Here is a 20,605-nt window from a genome sequence, read left to right as displayed (position 1 = left end):
CGGAATGTAGCGCAGTTGGTAGCGCACTACGTTCGGGACGTAGGGGTCGGGCGTTCGAGTCGCCTCATTCCGACACACAAAGGGTCTGATTCTCAAAAGGAGTTAGACCTTTTTTCGTTATATCAGCTTTCAATGAACAACATTTACTTAATTTCACTATAGCATGATTGACATCATACTTATCACATTGGGAGGAATATGCCTCATCATAGGACTGCTGGGATGCATCATCCCAATGATTCCCGGACCTCCTGTTTCATACGCAGGCTTATTGCTGCTTCACATTACGGATAAAGTACAGTTTTCGACATCACAATTGCTGTTCTGGCTGCTTTTGGTGGTAGTTGTGCAAGTACTGGACTACTTCACTCCCATCATAGGAAGCAAATACAGCGGAGGGACTAAATGGGGCAGTTGGGGCTGTCTGATAGGATCAATCGTCGGAATTGTCTTCTTCAGTCCGTGGGGCATTATCATTGGTCCGTTCGGGGGTGCCTTCATCGGAGAACTGCTGGGAGACAGAAGTGCAAAGGATGCCCTGAAATCGGGCATCGGTGCACTAATGGGGTTCCTGATAGGAACGGTATTCAAAGTCGTGATTTGCGGATATTTTATATGGTGCTTTGTGAAGGCTATCGTTGTAGCGTAATACTCATCAAGCCGATTACCACATCGTTGGAAAGAGTTTCAAGAACAAGATGCGAGAGCTTCTTATCTGGATTCAGAGGCATTTCGAGCAATACGGCAGCACCGCCATCCAACTCACGGGAAGCACCGGGAAAGCCCAGTTCTTCACCAAAGTTATTGCTGACTTCACCGGTCTTGAGACGCAGGCGATAGAGAGCCGGAGCATGGCGGTTGAACGCTAAACCATCTTCAAAGAAGATATGTTCAATGGGAGGCCAATTATCCGGATTGCGCAAAGGCATGGCATCACAGGTGCCGTCTTTGTAATACACACGGATAAGTCCATTGTCGATGTGACACTGCATATGGTTGGTGCTACCCGCCATAAGCAAATAAGCACGGGAGGCTTTTCCTTTAAGAGGAACAGCCAAACTATCGGGATAATTATCCCACAAAGAAGTGAAAGCTATGTTCCGGCCTTCGGCTGGTGTGCGGAAGGGAACTCCCGGTTTAGTATCCAGTACACCGTCCCGAACAGCAGAACGCAGACCGGAGTCATCGATATCCACCGTATGCAGAGGATGGCACCACTCTCCTATGCCTTGCTTCGGCAATTGCAAAGTAGTATAGGGAGAACGAGGCGAAAGATACTCATTACGGAAAATATCTGTTACCGAGGAATTAAATTGCGCATCCATCACGACCATTTCACATGTAGCGGAGTTGACATTAGTGAAGGTAGCAAACTGTGCAAGGCTATGGTTCTCTTTATGTTTTGATTTATCCACAGGACACCACCATTTCATTTCATCCTGTTGCATCGGGACGAAGCCGACAGGAGCTTCGGCAGATATATTTTCTATCTGGGAGGCCGTAGGGGTATTGAGTTCTTCCCCGCCCCATTCAATCTTTATTTCCATCTTTTCGCCGGAAGAAGCAGGTACTACAACAGAGAGCATCGGACGGCTGATTGAGTTCTCCACCAACTTCCAGGTAGTGGGAGTTCCGTTGACTGTCAGTTTTGCCACTTTCGAGCGCTGTGCAGGAAACCGGAGTTCCAGCGTGTGTACGGCAGGCAGGCGATGAACAATGAGGAATGAAGAACGTTCGTCATTTCGATAATCAAAATCAATATCCGGCGTGTGCAAGGATGCGAATGTCCAGTCAGACGGCAGACCGGGCTTCACCAGCAAACGCCCGTTCATGGCATCGGGAAGAATGCCGTAAAGTCCTTGTATCAATACGCGGGAAGCTACGCCAATAGGGTCGCCGAAGTCACGATAGCACTCGCCACGGGCAGCATCATAGAAACTGATTTGCCCAAAGTTTCCGGGACTTTCGCCCAGATACATGCCATCCAGAATAGAACTTTTCAGCAACTTAAAGCCGGCATCAGCACGACCTGCCTGGAAATAGGCAAGAGCGGTGTGCATCACTTCGGCAAAAGCTACATTATTAATACTCCAGGAATAAGGCAGCCAGTTGGTAGTGGAAATGGTGGCATAGCCCTCATCTTTCAACCCCTCACCACAGACAGGGATGTGGGGAATCTCTCGATCCACATAGCTGGTGGCAAGATAGGCCTGGAAGGGATCGGCAATATCGCTATCAAGAGCATGATAGATAGTCCAGACACCCGGACTGGTGTGCAGGCGCTTATGTCCCATGAAATCCTGGAACTCAGCCCAATGTCCCCGTTCAGGCATCCAGAGGCGGGCGTTCAGGGCATTCAGTATTTTATCAGCCTCTGCGCTATAAGGCGTGGCATCTTCTCCAATCTTTTCAGCAATCATGGCCGCAAGACGGTTGGCACGATAATTATAAGCTGAGGAGTGAGTGACAGCACCACTGTTATAATAAAGGGCATCACTCGCCCAGATGCAGGCATAAGCATCATAAAGGCCATCATTATCAGGGTCATAATTGAGCTTTTCCCATGCAAGGTGGCGCGTGAGAACAGGCCACATGCGGCGGGCATAATCCAGGTCACCGGTCCAGTTAAAGTGCCACAGCAGTTCGTCGATATAACAAAGGTTCATATCATAATGATGCATCTGATCGTTGCGACGGGGATTGCGACAAATGTAGCCATTGCTATATTGCGGTGTTCCCCACTTTTTTACGGAACGGGCCAAGGCAAGCGCAGAGTCCTGGGCGGGATGCGGGAGCGTGTTCGGCACATCAGTCACCTGACTGGCAGCGTAAGCATCGAAGTGCGTACGGGCGCGGTCGTGCCAGCCAAGAACATCACCGGTATAAGCAGCACGCCAACCACTGAGAGGCATACGCCAGCCAATGGCACCATGCAGCCAGACTTCACCATCCCAAATGCCATCGGCTGCTACGGAAAGCGCACCGCCAAGGGTATTAAAAAACGGATCGGGAGTGGTTATCCGGATGCGCGAAGCGAGTTCGGCACGGGCGCGTTCAGACTTATCATAAAGGACAGCGCCTTCCTCCTGCGAAGGAATTACTAAAGAATAATCACGAACAAGGATATAGTAAGAGTTCCCTTGCCCGGAAAGTCCAGAATCAGCATGCCGGGATAGAGTGGAACTGAGTGGGACATCTACTGTCTGCAAATGTTCAGGATGCTCGGGGGCATCGAAGCAGCCCGGAGGATCGGCTCCCATATCACCGTTACGGCTTAATTTAGGAAGGCGAATCTCGCATAGCAAAGAGCGCAACACAGCACCTTCGGGCATATTGACAGGAGTAATCTTCCAGATAGCGGCATCTTCATCGGACAAAGCCAAGGCGGAGATTTGTAATTCCGCATTTGCTCCCCATGTAGGATGTGTCAAGCGATAGGAACGCCGGCCGGGAGTATAACGGGACTCACACCAAGCTGTTTCTTCCAACAGAGTAACCGAACCATCTGGCAGTTGAAGACGGAAGCTGATATTCTTACTGTCGCGCTTATCATAAACAGCAAAAACAGGACGGTCGCTCGTTTCCAGGCGAAAGGCGGTGTGGCTGCCATAAAGGGCGCGGGTATAGCGATTCTCACCATTAACACGGACAAAGTCTTCGCCATCGGGATGATATTGGAGCGTGCGGGCAGAACCGCGCTTATGGTCATTGAAGGAGGTAGACTCAATGCGGTCTCCTCCACCTTGGGGTTTGTTGCCAGTGGTGTACTGCGCACAGGTAAGAACGGGCAGCAAGGAAAACAGAATATACAAAAAAGAACGTCTCATAGTGATTAGTGCTCATCTTTTTTTACGGCATTGGCTTCAATCCTTCCCAACGAACATCCCACGTCCCGTCCTTCGGGAAGCCCGGATTCTTCACCTGGCAACCATCCCATCCGGCACACATCAGTGCTACGGCAGTCAGCAAACCACCATTACCCGGCAGATAACAACGCAGGCGACTGTCCTGATAATTATGTCCGTTCAGCAGGTAAGTATTTGTACGCTTATCCATCAGCAAGGCACCGACCGCTTTTTCCGGTTCGCCCAGACGGGTGGCATTCATGGCAGTCATCGGATAATCCCAGCCCCAGGTTTTGCCCCAGTTCCAGTTGTCCCATACCCAGTGCAGGGTATTCTTCATATAATCGTCACGGATAAGTTTATTCATCGGCAAGATACCCACAGAACCCAGCACAGCCATGTGATCGCTGGTGAAACGAATATCTTTATAAGTATCCACAGCATCTTCGGAAGCCAGATAGAGATGATCGTCATTGTAAGCAAGCGGAGACAGTTTATCTATCAGCTCATCCCATTCCAGATTACGCTTCTCTCCGGCACGCTCACGCCATTGTTGCGCTGTCTGCATGGCATAGTGCCAATAAGAAAGCTCGAAAGGCGAATTGATGGTAGTAGCAGCACGCAACGTTTCCTGTGCCGGGATGGCACCTTTCAGAATGAAGCGACCGTGGAATTCATCATAAGTGGCAAAGGCATACATAAACTCGGCAGTTTCCTGCACCAGGTGATTGTACTTCCTGATAACCTCATCCGAAGGATTGGTACGGTAAACAAGTTCTGCCAGATAGATGAAGTGCGGTTGTTGCCAGATAAGGAAAGAGCCTACATTAGAGGGGGCTTCCGTACCGCTGGGGTCAGTCATCTTCATCCAGCGCACACCGGGGAAACCTTGACGGCGGGCGATTTCACGAGCCACAGGTTCAACGGTTTCATACCAGCCCAAGGTGCGGTCCAGCAGATTCTCATGTCCCCACAATGCCTGCCAGGACTGATGCCACCAGATCATTTCGAGGTGAAACTTACCAAACCAGGAGTTATACGTCAGACCGGTTTCCTGTGGAGGCACGCTTCCTGCCGACTGGATAGCAAGCAGATATTGACTCAACAACACACGTCGTTCCAATTCCTTGGCACGCGGATCGGTGCAATGGGAGAAATCGACGACGGCGCCATTCTTCCAGAAATCTGTCCAGTAGGCAGCACTGGCGACAGAGGTTTCAGTGAAAGCGGGCAGCACTTCAGCAGCATATACAGGAGGTTCGCTCTCAAATATGGTTCCCGAGAAGTTGGGGGTAAAAAGGCAGGAGAATGCCAGCCGGTCTTCTTCGGGAGTCAGTACGAAGTAGTTCTTCGACTTTTCAGCCAGACTGGCTTTGCCTTCCCAACAGAGAGTCACGTAATAAATGGTTTCATCGAGCACGCGTTTCAGCACAGCGCTTTGGTTGCCTTGACAAACAATGGTCGTGGAATGTTTATCATTAGCATCCCAGTTACAGGCATCATCCGCATGTACACCTGTGGGATAAGAGAAACGCAGATTTACACCACCATGTGCACGGCTGGTGACGCAAGCGGAAATCATATCTTTATTGGGATGGCAGACGGTTTGCACGTCGTAGGCATTGCCATTCAATGTAAAGTGGCTGGTGATTTCACCCTTCCACATGTTCAGTGTTTGCCGGATGTCTGTAATATCGGAAGCTTTCACCTCTTCGCCCAGTTCCAGGCCGATAGTGCCCAGATGCAAGCGATGCGGATTCATACGAAACCACTCGGAAGCCTCTTTCTGGCGCCCCGGTTCCTTGAACTGGCAGGCATAGAGTTCCTCGTGTCCACGGCCAAAATCAAAGGCTTTCAGAGTCTCTTCGTGTTTATAATTCTTGGGATTGGCAAAACTATGCCACCCCCATTGGCTTTGTGTGCCCAGAGGTACACCTTTACTATACATAGTCGGGAATGTCTGCAAACCGGTAGCATCTACCGTGAATGCAAACTCACCGTTGCCGACGCTGAGCGAAGCCAGCGAATCAAACTCAGATACTTGAGGATTATTACGGGCTACCAGTGCTTCACGGTCTATCGGGGTTTGTTGCTCCGAGCCACAAGCCATCAGCAGCAAAGCAGCGAAAAGAGAATAAAATATTTTCTTCATGGTATTCTTGATAACAGATTGTTAGATTTATAAATTTCGGTAACTGATTCCTTTCCTATATAAATCAATCCCAACAACAAGCATTTCATAGATTATAGTAATTGACGGATTATCTGAAATCAAACATTAGGTTGAGGCGCAGCCCCTCATCTCCCTTCTTGATACGGATAATTCCCGGCTGGCTCTGTGGCCCGTGCTGGCTGATAGGCTTGAAGCAACGGATACCGGGAATATCGAGCAAGAAGGAGATATCTCCGGCAGGAAAGTCGGGCATGGTATTAATGCCGTCCTGGCGTCCATGCGGTTCTTCAGGCGTGAAGACTCTCATGAATATTCCGTCGCTCGCCGCATAAACGGTGAACGGGGCTGTAGGACTTTGCAGGGTTGCCCAGTAAAGATTGGCATGATGCCCCTTGAACTCAGGATAAACCAGGCGATCCTTACTTTCTCCGGTGATGGTGTTGTTATAGTCTTTTTGCCAGATACCATAGTTTGCACCAGGGATACGGTTCTTCCAGACACGGTAAGGACCACGCCCCATCCAACGCATACCGGAACATTCCGCTTCGGGATAGGAGAAGGTGAAGCCGAGGTTCAGGACTTCCGTATCGGTGAAGGCATCATCAAAGCCACCGCCGCCGGAAGCACGGTTCAGGAGCACGGCATCCATAGAAAGAAGACCGTCAGGAGTGAGACGCCAGACAATGGAGTCGGCGGCACCACGATAGCGGGCACAAAGAATAGCAGCGCCTCCTTCGGTACGGGCTGAAAGTGTGTTCAGTACCATCTTCATACCTACGGCAACAGGACCATCTTTCAAAGGAATAAGCCGTCCGTCGGCATTCCTCGTGATGGATGAGATAGTCGCATCACTCTTACGGAAAGAAACGGTAACAGCAGGAGAATGCAGGGTGATTAATGTATCATTTTCCGACACGGAAGAACCGGACGCTTGCAGAGGCGAATCATTATTCACTTCCCCCAATAGCGCAGCTTTTTCACGTTGCAGATAATCTTTAGCATAATGTATCGGGAAAGTACGGGTGCAGATGCTTTTACCATTCGCACCATAGGCTTCAAGTTCCAGAATATCCCCTTCAAAGAGCGCGGAAGATGCCATGTGTGCAAATCCTGTTTCTCCGGGAGACAATGCCGGTAATTGCACCATTCCGCTATCTATCACCTGGCGCCACGCTTGTGCTCCTCCGTCGGCTACGGGGATGACCTCTCCTTCATCTGCTCCATGCAGCGGCGAAGCACAACGGAGCACCCGCCAGCGCATCGAGCAGTTTTTCAGGTTCGTGAATAAATATCTGTTCGACACCCGGAATTCTCCCCGGAAGGACGGGGTAATCATCAACGGTTCCACATATATCGGCGACCATACCTCACGGACAGAATAGTAGCTGCCTTCCTTTTCCCGGAAGGGGCCGAGAATACCATCCGGCGCATTATAGTCTTCACTATCCAGTTCTCCGTTACGGTCGGAACGACGCACAGCCTCATCGCTATACGCCCACATAAAGCCACCGGCAAAGAGAGGATGCGCCGTATAGCGTGCCCAGAAATCTTCGAGTCCGGCACCATGTCCCTGGTCGTACTGACCATGCATGAACTCGGCAGGCATGAAGACTTTGTAGCCGTTCGTGAAACGTCCTACACCGGTCAGATAAGCAGGATAATGGTGAGTGTCCAATTCATCGAAATCGGCCCAGGGATGAATAACATGGCGACGTTGCGGGTCGTAAGTACGGAAAAGGCTATCGAGTTCGACGTTCCATCCGCCTTCGTTGCCATTGCTCCAGAGCACGATGCACGGATGATTGACGTCGCGGGTCAGCATTTCGCGGACAAGCTTTGTCCCTGTCGGAGTATCGTAAGCATTCTGCCAGCCTGCCAGTTCGTCAATGTAGAGCAGCCCCAGAGAGTCGCAGGCATCCAGAAAGTGTGTATCGGGGGGATAATGGGAACGGACGGCATTCATATTCATTTCTTTGATGAGCTTCACGTCCTGTATGCTGAGTTCCTTATTTGTGGTTCGTCCACCGTCAGGATGGAAGGTGTGGCGGTTGATGCCTTTCATGACAAGCTTGGTACCGTTCAGATAGAGTCCGTCGCGGGGACGGAAGTCGATGGTACGGAAACCGATACGGGTGGTCATGGAATGAATGGTTTGGGTTCCTTCTTTATCCATCAGGGAAACGGTAAGGTTATAAAGATTGGGAGTCTCCGGTGTCCAGGGACGAATACCGTTCCAACTGGCAGTCAGGGTTTGCATTGACGCATCCTTCGCTACCCGCACGGGAGTAGCATCTCCTACGCGTGAGAAGGAGGGGGCATCCATGGTGATGGGGGTGAGTTCTGCAATCAGGCTTTCTTCGCCCGTAGCACCTTGCAGGTACACTTCCGCCTTGACGGTTCCATCTTCCGATGCCGCCACCGCCAGACGCTCAATGTGTACGGCAGGTTTAGCCTCCAGCCACACCGGACGATAAATGCCGCCGAACAGCCACCAGTCCGCTTTGCGTTCGGCAGCGTTCACCGAGCTGTTGTCGGAGTGCTTCTTAACGTGCACTTCTATCTGATTGGAACTTCCATATTTCAGCAAGTCCGTGATATCATAGGAGAAACGGTAGAATCCGCCACGATGTACTTCACCGGCCGATTTCCCATTGACAAACACTTCCGTATCCGTCATTACGCCATCAAACCACAGGCGCACATTCTGCCCCTGCCAGTCGCGCGGAACACGGAAGGAGCGCTTGTAGGTTCCTTCTTCCATACTGGGATTCTTCACACCCGGCTTCTTATACCAACGACCGTAGGTATATTCGCCGAAGCCTTGCAGTTCCCATTGCGAGGGAACTTCTATTTTACTCCAACGTCCGCTACCCCGTCCTTCGGAGACGCGAAACTGCCACGTCACCGTGTTGCCCAGTCCAGTGCCGGAAAGATATTGACGTTCTGTTTGCTGTGCCTGCACGCCCAAGGCTGCAAGCAAAATAAGAATGGTTCCAAAGAAGTGCTTTCTACTCATAGTATTCACCTTTATTATTCGAGTTTACAAAGAAAGACATTCCCTGGCAAACAATAAATGAACAGAATGATTTTCTGCCTGTACAAAATGACTGGAAGCGTATTGGAACATAATTGTAGTGGATTTGAATCAGTTGACGAGCTACAGGCTACAAGCTACAAGTAGCTGCGCTATGTTCCGAAAGGCACTTGTAGCTTGTAGCCTGTAGCTCGTAACTGATTCCTTTCTGTACGGTTATGAACAAGCCTCTCCTACAGACTTAGCAGATTCGAGTATAGGACTCAGCACTTTTCAGTCCCGGACTGAGAGGTTAGAACATCCCCATATTATATTTGAAAACACCCGGATGTTTTGGGGTAAAACATCCGGGTGTTATAGGGTAAAACATCCCCATGTTTTAGGGCAAAACATCCGGGTGTTTTTGGTATTCAGTCCCGGAGTGTGGTATGCTCAGTCCTACGATGCAACGCGCTCAGTACCAAGACGCGATGTACTCACCCCCGTTGCGCGCCTCCGTTTCACCTTCTTGCGTATCCACAGATAATAGCCGGTCAGAGGCAGACTTGCGCCTATCAGAGCTGCAATGAAGGTCAATATACGCGTCAGCATGCCGCCCCAGCTACCCACGTGTACGGAATAAATCCAGCCACGAATCTTGCCGGAGTTCTCCAAATCACTGTATAGGATAGTTTCGGTTATCTCACCGTTGCGAGGATTGAACTTATAGCGGTCCGTGGCACGCTGATTGCCGAAACGATCTGTGGCAACACTGGCGGAGCCGTTGGATATGCTGATTTGCCGGTAGTCGGGGTTTGCCTGGGCCAACTGCTCGTACACACGTTCCCAGTTTGCGTAAGGAGAATGTCGAAGTTTGCCTTCCGGCTTTCCGCTCCGGGCAGTGGAGTTGGTGGCGGCATTGCCGTGCCCCATGCCAGGCACAACTTCTACTCCGAACACTTTATAGAACCCTGTCCTATACCATTGGAAAGACCAGGTCAGTCCCGTAAGCGACATTGCCAGAAGGAAAACGAGCGTATACATTCCGCCAGCCACATGCAGGTCGTACCAGAAACGGCGCCAGCCTTTGTTTGCTACTATCTTCAGGCTGTTCTTCAGCGCCTTACGTGTACGCGGCCACCAGATGACAATGCCCGATATCAGCACAAACACAAACATCAGCGTACTGGTTCCCACAATAATCTTGCCCCAGAAGATTCCTCCATCCGGCTTCATCGAATCCAGCATCCAACGGTGCATCCTGAACATGACGTTAAAGAACGGTGCACGCTCATACTTCCCCGTAACCTCGCCCGTGTACTGGTCTATATACATAGACGCACGGCGGGGTTTGGAGAGCGTGACTTGATAGGCTCTTTCAGGTTCAGATGATACGTTGACGCCCGTCACCGATATGCTATCCGGCAAGATGGCAGCCACCCGGGTCATCAACTGCTCCATGGGCAGAGGTACGGCTTCAACCTTCTTCACAAAGTAGAGGTCGCGATGACATAACTCCATTACTTCCTTCTCGAAGACCAACGCGGCACCCGAAAAACAGATTAGCGTGATGAGCACTCCGAAAGGGATGGAAAGCCACAAATGTATGTTACGGAATATCTTTCTCATCGAGGACTCAATCTGCCTACGCCACTAACCTGAGTTGCTTCAATAGTAACTCCCTTGGTAGCAACCGCACTTGCCGGTTCAATCTTGTAGATGGCAGGATTACCATCGGTAGTTGTCACAGTCATGTAAACAGAACCATTCTCGGCATAAGGTGCATTGCCGAAACCGGAAATCAACTCGGCAGAAGGCAGACCTGTTACGTAAGTCAGCTTCTGGCTACCTGCTTTGAAGATGGCCAGTTGATTGGCAACGAAGCCTTCCTCAGTCAAAGGACGGTCGTACATGAGCATCAGGAAGTAGTCGCCTGTGATGTGCCAGCAACGGAGAAAAGATTTTCCACCCGACTGTGCTTCCAGGTCGCAATAGTAATCATCAAAATTCTGTGTTCCGCCGGGGATGCGCACTACGCCTGCCGGCAAAGTGGTCTGCTGGCGCGGGTCATCCATCGTTTTGGCATAACTTGGAGAGAACACATAGATATCGCCATTATCTGCCGCCCAGATAGTCTGGTAGTATTGAGACTTATTACGTCCGCAGGCATAACTGATTTTATCTGTCTTGATAAGTGTCTTTGTTGTGAACTTCTCGTTGTCAAAGATAGCCACCCAGCATTCATTAGGATACTGAGTCCATTGCAACTCACCTTTCTTGTAGCTACTACTGTTAGAACCGCCGTCTTCAGTCTTGACCAGATCTTCATTGCCCGGCAATATCCATTTACCGTTATCGGCTTTAGAGCCATATTGGCTCAATCCCATCGGAACGGCAGCACTGTAAATTTTGCTGTTGTGCTCCAGGATACCTGCCAGCGTCACAAACTCACCATTGCCCAGAAAGTTCTCGGACAAGTATGCTTTTTCCTGAGTATCATTGGTCGTATATGTTTCGGCCGGTACATCCAGATAAGAGAACAAGAATGTTTTCGGCAGATAACCGTTCTCGTCAGCATATCCGGTATAGCCGTCACCGGTAGAAGCTGTGATGATGTATTTATCAAAGATGCCATAAGTAGTGAAGCGTTTCACGGCGTATTCGCCCGAACGCGCCACTACATCATAGTTAGCATTCATATAGAACGAGCGGGTGGTTCCGGCATTCCCTTGATTATAGGTCAGGCCATACAGATATTGGTTCTTATAGAACACCCACTGCGTTGCACCATCGTTCACCAAACCATTGTTGATGGTAGAAACCGTTCCATTATCCAACGTCTTGGAAGAAACCAAAACGTTGGTGGTATTTCCCGAAGCCGTGACAGAGGATGCGATAACATATTCACCCTTTTCTACAGTGCCGCCACCGAGGCTTGGCTCTTCATCCGTACACGCTGTCAATGCTAATCCGGTTAGCACAGTGGCAAAGAGCCCGGTCAGTAAATAATTCTTCTTCATGTTGTTTTTACCTTTCATATTAAACTAAATTTATACTATTTATCTAATCAATTATCTCTAATTTCCAAAGTATACACGCACCTTGCCATAGAATGCCCGTCCGGCCCGCTGAAGGCTGAAGTTGTCATACAGTTTCTCGTCCGTGAGATTGCGGCACTCAAACGACAGATTGTAACGCCCACCCTGAAGGCTGTAAGAAAGAGCCAGATTGTGCGAAAATTGACTGGGCACCATATAATCTCCCTTATTCGAACCGATAATAGAAGAATAATAGGTGAAACTGTGCAGGTACTGGTTGTCATAAGATACCGTCAGTGTATTGCCTTTCTTCCAGAGGTTGCGCCAGTAGAATGTCACATCCGAGTCGGCAAACATATAGGGCAGGTTCGGCATACGCTCTTTATACGCAAGGTTTGCCGCACTACTGGAGATGGAGGTCTTCATATTATCACGCACATTCATCTTCGTAAAGTTTCCACCAATACTCAGCCATCTCCCGAAACCATAGCGGGCGGAGATATTATACCCCTTGGTCAGCACTTTGCCATAGTTGATGTAAGTGGCTGCTGATTTTCCTCCACTCAGGTCGGCAATGTTACGCTGAATATAATCTTTCGTATTGCGGTATATCAGACCGCCTTCCACGTATACGGAATGTTTCCCGAAGACTTTGTTATAGCTGAGATTAAGGTTTACGTTATCACTGTTTTCGGGTTTGATGCCTATGTCTCCTTTTTCCAAGTCTTCATCACCGAACATCTCTTCGATAGTGGGCAGGCGGTAAGCCTTCTCATAAGAAAGTTTCACCTGCAGACCGGGTAATATGAAATAGGTACCTGCCGCGCCATAGCCGAACGAGCTGGCGTTACGGGTAGTACGCACATAGTCAGTCTGATTGGTGTTGGTGGCAATCGGCCCTGCCACAAACTGATGATAGTATTTGCCAAAGACGGAGAAGTTCCAATCTTCGGACGGCATCAGGCGATAGGACAAACCGGAAATATTTTTGCGGGTTTCTTTATCAATGGCTTCCGACTGCGCTTCCTTGGCGAGCAACGAAGTGTTAGAACGGGTGAAAGCATTCAGCACATGGTTGAAGGTCAGCATCTGCAATTTATCAATGCGATAATTGACGGTTAGTGTGCCGTTCCAGTTGTCATTATCCGCCCGCGAATGCTGGTACGACTGTTCGCCGGGTGAGTTCAGTCGGGCTTTGTCTCCATACCAGTTATATTTATAGGATGCGGTATCCACATTAGTGGTCTCATTCTTATTATAGTTGGCAGTCAGCGCCACATCCAGACCTTTGGCAAACAGGTCACGCTTATAATATTCCATTGATGGCATCAGCGAATGTCCCTTGCGGTGCTTCTGTCCGTACACTATTTCCTGCCGCACACCCGTCTGTATATCCTTGTACATATTCGAATAGGTGAAACCGAACATCAGACGGTCTGCCCATGATTTATCCACTACACCCAGTTTGCCGATGACAGCTTCGTTATGGTAGGTATCATTAAAACGTTTCACGCGTACTTTTTTATCCTTATCGATTCTTCCCGTTTCGAAGTCTTCCACCGGAGCGTCTACGTAATAGTCATTATCCGAATAGTTCTGGAAAGCATTGATTTCATACGTAAAACCATTCTTGAAGGTTTGTCCGAAGTTGACATAAGACTTATGCGTATTGAACGAACCATAAGAATAGGATGCATCCAGGAACCATCGCCGGCGCTTTTTATTAGTAACGATATTGATGACACCACCGATGGCATCCGTGCCGAATCCAACAGGTACTACACCTTTATATATCTCAATACGGTCGGCAAAGTTCACAGGGATATTGTTCAGTCCGAACGAACTCCCTACGCCTTCCTGCGGGATACCGTCAATAAACACTTTCACATGTTTTCCGCTGAATCCGTCCAGCATGAGCTGCATATCGGAACCTACACCACCCGATTCACGGAGCTTCATACCCGGAGCCTTGGTCAAGGCATCGCTCAGATTCTTCGTAGTGTTCTGCAATTCTTTAGTATCTACCGCCACTGCATTGAAGGCGGAACGTTTCAGGCGGGTCACCCCTGTTGATACGATGGTTACTTCATCCAGTTGCTGTGTTTCCGGGGTAATCGTAAGGTTCTGTCTCACTCTGTCTTCTGCCACCAGCTTCACTTGCTTCTCCACCGTTTTATAGCCAACGGCGGACACTACCAATGTATAGTTACCTGCCGGAGCCTTTATATGATAGATACCTTCCCGGTTAGTGGTACCTCCGTAACTGGTACCTTTGAGATAGACGGTTGCGAAATCAACAATTTCTTTCTCGGTAGATAATATCTTACCGGAAATCATTGCCCTACCACCTTGTGAATACACTGCTAATGAAGAAAATAACAAGACAAGAAGAAAGGAGAGTTTTTTTATATTTGCTTTCAATTTACAAAGAATTTTATGCAGTTAATAAATCGCTGCAAAGGTCTCTATAAATGGGAAACAAAACAATCGCTATATGCAGGTAAAATATGAATGAGAGTATTCGATAGTGCAATACGCCGCAATCGCTATTTATAGGTATATTGCATGATAACGATCAAAAGCTTCTGATAAATTTACAGCAATTCCTCTTCTTCCACATTGGTTTCGCGCCCGAAAGACCGATACTCCAATGGAGTAAACCCCGTACGCTTCTTAAAAAGAGAGAAGAAGTGCTCGGTAGACTTATAATCGAGCATAAAAGATATTTCTTTGACTGATTGTGAAGTGCCTATCAGCAATTGTTTGGCTTTACGCAACTTCAGTTCCTGAAAGTATTTAGCGGGGGCATATCCTGTATAATCCTTAAACACCTTGCGGAACCAAGAATAACTGATGTTCAGTTTCATCGCAAGTTCTTCCGGGTCAATATCCTTGAACACATTCTCATTCATTATAATTTTAGCCTGTTCTATCTTCTGGTCCACATCCCCTACTTCAAATATCTTATTCTTAGAAATAGAAAGAATCATCCCCATCATGTGCAGAACAATACCGGCAAGATATTGCTGGGAAGAAATCTTATCCGCCTCGGCAATCTCCAAAGCACGCGAAAAGAGTGTGACCAGTTCTTCATTCAACCCCACTTCCAATACCTGATTATCTTTAGAAAGGAAGCCTCCTTTCAGCATATCGTCAATGACCGGACCTTCGAATCCGATATAGTATTCGTTCCATCCCGTCTGCTGGTAAGGATGATACGTGTGCCATTGGCCCGGAAAAAGCACCATAAGCCGCCCTTTGCAGACCTGCTTCTCAGGAGTTGTCTCGGAAGTGAATAATCCACGCCCTTTAGTGATATAAACCAATTGATACTCACGCAAAACACGCCCTTTCTGAGCATTGAAGAAATAACCGGAAGGATGGTCTTTCAAGGGATAAGGAGAATTTGGCTGAATAGCCTGAAAACCTACAGTATTTACCCACAGACCAAACTTCTGGTCCATGTCGTTTACTATCAAATATTTGAATTCAACCCCTAAATCATTATAATTCTTAGTCATAAATACGTGTTTTGCATGATAAGATTAGGGCAAAAATAAGAATAATTTATGAATAAAGAATGTCCGCTACAGGTTAATTATGAAATTTCCCGAAGCGGACTAATAAATACGAATAAAGAAATGGAGTACTATTTCTTTACGACAATCTTATCATATTGTTGTTCTGCCTTGATTTCAGTATACTTGGGAGCATCCATCATCTCGACAAGTGCACGGAGTACAGGACCTTCCCCCATAGGATCATTCTCTTGAGTAGGACGATTATAATAATATACCACGGAAGGCATGATTCCGGTTCCCACACAAATAGAAGTGACGTCACCATCATCGGAAATCTTTGTCATCATACCCTTCAAGCCTTGCTCAGCCACATAAATAAAGTCGGGATGCAACCACCCTTCCTTCACGCCACGGGCAATGCCGAACACAAACATTGCCGTACCTGTGATTTCTTCATAAGAATCTTCTTTATCAAGCAGTTGATGCCAAAGTCCGTTTTTACCCTGATAACGGGCTACCCCACTGGCCTGCCGGCGAAAGTTCTCAATAACCGCTTCGCGCATCGGATGATTCTCCGGCATCATACTGAGCAAATCGGCTTGTGCCATGAATACCCAACCGTTGGCACGGCTCCAATGAGCCACTCCATGTTCTTTATTATCGGTATGATAACAGTGATAATAAATCTGTTTTTCAGGACACCAGAGGTAGCGGGTATAATTCAATACCTGATTCACTGCATCATCGAAATACTTCCCATCACCGGTCATCTTACCCATACGCGCCAGGAAAGAAATAGCCATAAAAGCGTCATCGGCCCAGATGGTATTGACATGCGGCCATATACGGGCAATCGTACCATCCACCAGACGAGGCTCGCCATAGTTCAGATGCTCGGCAGTTTCATTGATGTAACCCAGAAAAGCATCATTGGGATACTTCATCTGCAACTCAATCAGGCTGGCTCCCATCGGACCGTTATCATCCAGGCGTTTGCCACGGAAAATCATGTGCCAACTCAATTTACGGACAGCATTCCAGCCGTCTTGTTTGAAGGCTTCGTCATACTGCTTGCGGAAGAATTCGAGATTGCCCTCGTTAAACACAAAATTCATGTTCTTCAGAACATATTTTTCATATTGCTTGTCACTGAGTTTATCCCCCAGCTCCATGAGGGCCATGTTCGTCACCCCGTTCGTATAGTGCCAGTTATTATACTTACAAGCAACCTTCACATTCATATCAAGAGGTAATTTCCTGACAGATTGATAGGTTTCTCCCGTCTTTGTATTCTTAAACTCATACGTGGTGCTGGTAAGAATGCGGTCTGCAATCTTTAGAGCGGCTTCTCTTGCTGTCATCTTAGTTTGGGCGAAAAGGGCTGACACTGCTAACAGAAGAACAAGAGAAGAGAATATTCGTTTCATCATATAGTTTTAAGTAGCAAGTAGATAACAGTATCTACTGCTATCTACTTAGTTATCATTTAGGCAGATTGAACGCACGAGTCATTTCCTGCATTTGCTCCAGGCTCATACCATCAGGTTCGAAGCCCATATTTTTGGCAGCAATATAAATCAGAGCGGATTTATTCAGTACATCTACTTGATCGAAAGCCGACATAATATCTACATCCACGGCAAAAACTCCGTGTTTTTCCCACATTGCCACATCATAGTCTTCAAGTTGCTCAATGGTAGCTTCCGCCAGTTTCACGGAACTTGGCAGTTCGTAAGGAATGATACCTAAACCACGCGGACAGAATGCCTTCGTTTCAGGAATCATACTCCAAAGCAAATTAGTAGCTACATCTTTCTCCAGGAATTTCTTGCAATGGGTCATGGCAATCAGTTCGATAGGATGAGTATGCAAAGAAGCTTTGTAAGGAGAACCCTTTTCTATCAGGCGATTGTGCACACTGAGGTGGGCAGGCAACTCTGAAGTAGGCATCACCGGATGGTCAGCAATGATAACATAGCTGGCACAATCGTCCTGAATACGGATGACAGAGCCATGCTCCATCGGCCAACGGGCCAAATCGCGCATACGTTTATTAGTGCCTTTGCAATAGAAGTAACAACCTTTTAAAAAAGGAAGAGTAGTGCCTATTTGTTTTACTTCGCTGATGGCAGGCAATGCCTTTATTTCATCGTCCACAAACTCAGTAATATTCAGGGTGATGTTACCGCCATTACGTTCAGCCCACCCTTTTTGCCAGAGATATCCGGCCACTTCTGCCACTTGACTGACTGCATAAGCCAATGCCGGGCGATTTTCGAGAATTGATTTCATTATAATAAATTAAGTTACGAGTTACAAGCTACGAGTTACTGCGCTATCACACCGAAAGGCACTTGTAGCTTGTAGCTCGTAGCTATATATACTATTTACGCCTGTGCCATAGCTACCACAATAATAGAAGATATCAGCACTAACAGACCGAGTACAAGTACTGCGACTGTAGTGTTGCTGACCCCTTTCCACTCTTTCAGCAGAATCCCCCAGACATTACTGAACGTAACATTCAGCGACATCAGGATGCTCCAGGAAAAAGCAAGCAGCACAGGATTATCCGAAAGAAAGCTCTTGCCCATCTCGAGTCCGAAGAACTGCGAATACCACAGTACACCAGCCAAAGCACAGAACAAAAGATTATTCGTCAGAACCGAACCTTTCACAGAAAGATATTCATTACCTGTCTTATTCTTGACATTCTGCCAGATACAGTAAGCAGCATTCGTGCAAAAGCCACCAAGAGTCACCAGGAAGATTACAGGCAGTCCGGCATACAAGGCCTCTACCCCACCATCAAGCGCAGCCTGCTTAATCGGTGTTCCGGCATCCAGTCCGAGAGCAAAACAAGCGCTCATCACACCTGCCAGCAGAGCCACAAGTAAACCTTTCGTCAGCGCAAAGTCCTTAACAGCCGCGCGTTTTTCCTCTTCCGTCATATTCTTGGAGCGAAGACTACCGGCATATCCGATAATGGCAATACCCGCCAGCGTGATACACACTCCGATGAGCAACATCAGCCCCTCGCCATGCAGTAAGTCTTTTCCGGCAAACAAAGCCGGGAAGAGCGTTCCGAAACCTGCACATGTGCCGAGAGCAATACTCTGTCCGAGTGCTACACCCAAATAGCGCATGCTCAATCCGAACGTCAATCCACCCACACCCCACAGAACACCATAGACCATGGCTGGCAAAGCTCCACCTGCCCCCCAGAGTTCCAGTAAGGAGCTTCCCGCCGGAATAGCAAGCATTGCACCCAATAACGGAAATACCAACCAGGCAAATATACCTTGCACCAGCCAGAAACTTTCCCACGACCAGTTTTTCACTTTGTTGATAGGCACATACGAACTACTCTGTCCAAAGCTTCCGATAGCTATAATCAACAATCCTATCAGTGTATTCATGATAATAACGTTTAGTGATTAATGATGAGTGCTTAGCATAAGAAACTGCACAAAGATACTGTTTTCCCGCTAAACACTTATCACTAACCGTTAATCACTTAGTTACGCTTTGAAGTAACATCCGCTTCGTACTTCTGTATCTCAGCGATAAATTCTTCACCTACAGGTACACCGTTCTTCAAGCAGAACATATCCCAAACAGCATTCCAAGGCAGAGATTTACCTTCTTCAAGCAGGGCAAGACGTTCGAACAACTGGTCGTTTGCTTCATATTTGCGCAATGTATCCAGCGGCTCCAACAGAGCTTGCAGCACACACTTCTGAGTGGCACGGCTACCAATCACATAAGCACCGATACGATTAATAGAAGCATCGAAATAGTCCAGACCGATATGTACACGATCAAGAGCATTGCAACGTACAATTTCCTTGCAGAGATCCATTGTCTCATCGTTCATAATCGTTACGTGGTCAGAATCCCAACGTACCGGACGGCTCACGTGCAACATGATTTCAGGGATGAACAACAACAGTGAGGACAACTTATCGGCAACACTTTCCGTCGGATGGAAGTGACCGGTATCCAACGTAACAATCTTGTTACGGCTTACGCCATAGCCGATATAGAAATCATTAGAACCTACTGTGTAGCTTTCCAGACCGATACCGAATACTTTAGATTCAACGCAATCTTTCATATTCTTATATTCCACTTCGAAGATACGATCGAGAGAATCCTTCAATAAATCGCGATACAACATACGGTTCACGGTAATATCCTTGCTACCGTCATGCACCCACAAGTTCATAATACAAGGATCACCCTGGCGACGTCCCATCTCTTCGGCAATGGCACGGCAACGTTTTGTATGTTCTACCCAAAAATCACGGATACCTTTATCCGGGTTTGAAAGAGAAAGATTGCCACTTTTCGGATGAGAGAAAGAAGTAGAGTTGAAGTCCAGCTTCATATTGTTCTCGGCTGCCCACTGCATCCAGCTTTCAAAATGAGCCGGTTCCACCTGGTCGCGGTCAACGAACTTACCACCGAAATCACCGTAGATTTCATGCAAATTCAGGCGATGGGTTCCAGGAATATAGCTGGCTGCTTTCAGCACATCTTGTCTCAATTCTTCCATATTGCGAGCTTTGCCGGGATAATTTCCCGTAGCCTGAATGCCTCCGGTCAGAGCACCTTGTGCTTCAAATCCGGCTACATCATCTGCCTGCCAGCAGTGCAAGGAGAGGGAAATCTTTTGCAAAGCATCCATTGCTTTTTCTACATCCACGCCAATAGCTGCGTAGCGTTCTTTTGCCACTTCATAGGCTTTCTGAATTAATTCTTCTTTCATGATGGTACTAAATTTAAATATAAATTATTAAACATAAATTATTAATTACAAGGCGAGAAGGGGGTTATGCCAACTGCAAGAATTGCTGATAGGCCTCATTCCATACTTCCACATCTGCGGGTGTGAAGGTTTTCAACGGTATAGAACGATTAATGAGCTGACGCATGGAGGCGACGTCATTTGCCGCGCCGGCCGTCAGGGCTTGTATCATTACATTGCCGATGGCTGTCGCTTCCGACGGTCC

Annotated in this window: 12 protein-coding genes, 1 tRNA gene and 1 pseudogene; 2 read left to right on the top strand and 12 right to left on the bottom strand. The window is 47.9% G+C overall.

The annotated features are described in order from the left end of the window. Both QZ135_RS21340 and QZ135_RS21335 read left to right on the top strand, forming a co-directional pair. Positions 1-73, top strand: a tRNA-Pro gene (locus QZ135_RS21340). 90 nt (positions 74-163) lie between these two features. Beyond that, complete coding sequence (locus tag QZ135_RS21335) at positions 164-649, top strand: DUF456 domain-containing protein (protein ID WP_294614266.1); 486 nt, start codon at positions 164-166, stop codon at positions 647-649. On the opposite strand, the gene QZ135_RS21330 is transcribed toward QZ135_RS21335, so the two are convergent. The 12 genes and pseudogenes from QZ135_RS21330 to QZ135_RS21275 form a co-directional block, all read right to left on the bottom strand. Beyond that, positions 633-3,827, bottom strand: coding sequence for a DUF4450 domain-containing protein (locus QZ135_RS21330; RefSeq protein WP_294614263.1), 3,195 nt, complete (start codon positions 3,825-3,827; stop codon positions 633-635). The two genes, QZ135_RS21335 and QZ135_RS21330, sit on opposite strands and share 17 nt — an antisense overlap. A 22-nt stretch (positions 3,828-3,849) precedes the next feature. Next, positions 3,850-5,997 carry a hypothetical protein gene (locus QZ135_RS21325; RefSeq protein WP_294614260.1) on the bottom strand — a complete coding sequence of 716 codons (2,148 nt, stop codon included), beginning with the start codon at positions 5,995-5,997 and terminating at the stop codon, positions 3,850-3,852. Positions 5,998-6,106: 109 nt separating this feature from the next. Then, complete coding sequence (locus tag QZ135_RS21320; RefSeq protein WP_294614257.1) at positions 6,107-9,034, bottom strand: glycoside hydrolase family 2 TIM barrel-domain containing protein; 2,928 nt, start codon at positions 9,032-9,034, stop codon at positions 6,107-6,109. A 456-nt stretch (positions 9,035-9,490) separates the two neighbouring features. Further along, positions 9,491-10,660 (bottom strand): PepSY-associated TM helix domain-containing protein, encoded by a 1,170-nt coding sequence (locus tag QZ135_RS21315; RefSeq protein ID WP_294614254.1) that lies wholly within the window; start codon positions 10,658-10,660, stop codon positions 9,491-9,493. Next, on the bottom strand, positions 10,657-12,051 hold the full coding sequence (locus tag QZ135_RS21310; protein ID WP_294614251.1) for a DUF4374 domain-containing protein: 1,395 nt from the start codon (positions 12,049-12,051) through the stop codon (positions 10,657-10,659). Before QZ135_RS21310 ends, QZ135_RS21315 begins: the two co-directional genes overlap by 4 nt. A gap of 57 nt (positions 12,052-12,108) precedes the next feature. Beyond that, complete coding sequence (locus QZ135_RS21305; protein ID WP_294614269.1) at positions 12,109-14,406, bottom strand: TonB-dependent receptor; 2,298 nt, start codon at positions 14,404-14,406, stop codon at positions 12,109-12,111. 257 nt (positions 14,407-14,663) lie between these two features. Beyond that, entirely contained in the window at positions 14,664-15,590 is a 927-nt protein-coding gene (locus QZ135_RS21300) for an AraC family transcriptional regulator (protein ID WP_294614248.1), read from the bottom strand. A 128-nt stretch (positions 15,591-15,718) separates the two neighbouring features. Continuing rightward, positions 15,719-17,020, bottom strand: coding sequence for a glycoside hydrolase family 88 protein (locus QZ135_RS21295; RefSeq protein WP_294614245.1), 1,302 nt, complete (start codon positions 17,018-17,020; stop codon positions 15,719-15,721). Positions 17,021-17,072: 52 nt separating this feature from the next. After that, on the bottom strand, positions 17,073-17,882 hold the full coding sequence (gene rhaD / locus QZ135_RS21290; RefSeq protein WP_294614242.1) for a rhamnulose-1-phosphate aldolase: 810 nt from the start codon (positions 17,880-17,882) through the stop codon (positions 17,073-17,075). 95 nt (positions 17,883-17,977) lie between these two features. After that, positions 17,978-19,009: an L-rhamnose/proton symporter RhaT gene (gene rhaT / locus QZ135_RS21285; RefSeq protein WP_294614238.1), complete on the bottom strand. Its 1,032-nt coding sequence runs from the start codon at positions 19,007-19,009 to the stop codon at positions 17,978-17,980. A gap of 98 nt (positions 19,010-19,107) precedes the next feature. Further along, a complete protein-coding gene (locus QZ135_RS21280) occupies positions 19,108-20,361 on the bottom strand; it encodes an L-rhamnose isomerase (protein WP_294614235.1) in 1,254 nt (417 codons plus the stop codon). 64 nt (positions 20,362-20,425) lie between these two features. Continuing rightward, positions 20,426-20,605 (bottom strand): annotated as a pseudogene (locus QZ135_RS21275) (rhamnulokinase); the annotation flags it as partial.

The organism is uncultured Bacteroides sp., assembly GCF_905207245.1.
Taxonomy (GTDB): domain Bacteria; phylum Bacteroidota; class Bacteroidia; order Bacteroidales; family Bacteroidaceae; genus Bacteroides.
This window is presented reverse-complemented; position numbering and strand designations above follow the sequence as displayed.